The 1,392-nt window shown below is 72.4% G+C and carries 3 pseudogenes; all 3 read right to left on the bottom strand.

Features of this window, described 5'->3' with window-relative positions:
- Positions 1-195, bottom strand: a pseudogene (locus QH283_RS06225) (glycosyltransferase family 4 protein); the annotation flags it as partial.
- Between the two features lie 26 nt (positions 196-221).
- Positions 222-1,060: pseudogene (locus QH283_RS06220) on the bottom strand (glycosyltransferase family 2 protein).
- Positions 1,057-1,392 (bottom strand): annotated as a pseudogene (locus tag QH283_RS06215) (transferase); the annotation flags it as partial. The pseudogenes QH283_RS06220 and QH283_RS06215, both read right to left, overlap by 4 nt.

Below are 1,392 nucleotides of genomic sequence, written 5' to 3'. Positions count from 1 at the left end.
GTCGCGGCGGGCCGCGCGCACGCGCCGCGCGGTCGAACCGCCGACCGGCCCCCACGTGGCCGCACCGTCGGGCGGGTCGCCGAACGCGGCGGCGGTGACCGACAGGTCTTCGCGCGCGGCGAGCGCGGCGTACAGATCGGTGAAGTAGCGGTTCAGTCCGCCCGCGGCGGAACCGAACCACTCCGACCCGCTCATGTGCACGCGGGTCGACGCGGTCTCGGTCATCGGCTCGACCCACGCCCCGCGCGTATCAACGACACCGTCCGCACCCGCAGCCGCTCCAGCGCCATGCCCGCGATCCGCAGGTCACCGACGAGCACGTCCCTGGTCGACACCAGCCGAGGGCAGTCATCGGCCAGCCGGTGATGGAAACGCAGCAACTCGGTGAGCTTGCTGACCGTGGAGGTGCGGCTGCACAGGTTGAACGTCGAATCCCGCCAGGCGGCCGCGACCTGCGGCAACCCGTAGAACAACCCGAACTGGCCGACGCGGGCGAACAGGTCCACATCCATCGGAACACCAGATCCCCGCGCAGCCCACCGACCCGATCGAAATGCTCACGCCGGAACATCGCCGCCGCGGTGGGCCCGAAATCGGCGGGCCCGCGCCGCACGATGGTGCGCGCCAGCGCCCGCGAGGTCTGCACCCCCGACAACCCGGGCAGCCCGAGATCGGTTTCGACGAGGTCGCCGCGCTCGTCGATCACCTGGAAACGGGTGGCGCTCAACGCGAACGCCGGGTCCGCCATGACCTCCAGCTGCGCGGCCAGCGCACCGGGCAGCAGGATGTCGTCGGCGCACACCACTTTCACCAGTTCACCGCGCGACAACCCGATGGCGCGGTTCCAGTTGTCACCGATCGCCAGCACGGTGTCGTTGCGTTCCACCCGCAGCCGCGGGTCGTCGAAGGACGCCGCGATCTCCCCGGTGGCGTCACCGCTGGCGTTGTCGAGCACCAGCAGCTCGAACTCCAGGTCCTGCGCCAGGATGGAACGCAGCGTGTGCTCGAGGGTGCGTTCGGCCTCGTAGGCGGGCACGCACACCGACAACCGGGCGCTCACGACACCACCCCCCCCACCGGCCGCGTGTCGCCCACACACAACCAGCGGCCGGCCAGCCGCGGGTACCGCGCCGACACCTCACCGAGCAGGTCGGGCACGGTCAACAGCACCCGGTCCGGGTCGGCGGCCACCAGCTCCTCCGGGGACACGATGGGGATGTCGGTACCCGGCATGCGCCGCCCCTGCTTGCCGGGTGCGGCATCGGCCACCCCGGCCAGCAACGTCCGGTCGACACCGGCACGGCACAGCAACGCCACCGCCCGCGAGGCCGCCCCGTAGGCGTACACGCGCGCGCCGCGGGCGGCCTCGGCCTCGAGCGCGGCCCGCAGCTG

It is taken from the genome of Nocardia farcinica (genome assembly GCF_029867845.1).
GTDB classification, from domain to species: domain Bacteria; phylum Actinomycetota; class Actinomycetes; order Mycobacteriales; family Mycobacteriaceae; genus Nocardia; species Nocardia farcinica_A.
Note: the sequence above shows the minus strand (reverse complement) of the source record. Positions and strands in the feature narration are given on the sequence as shown.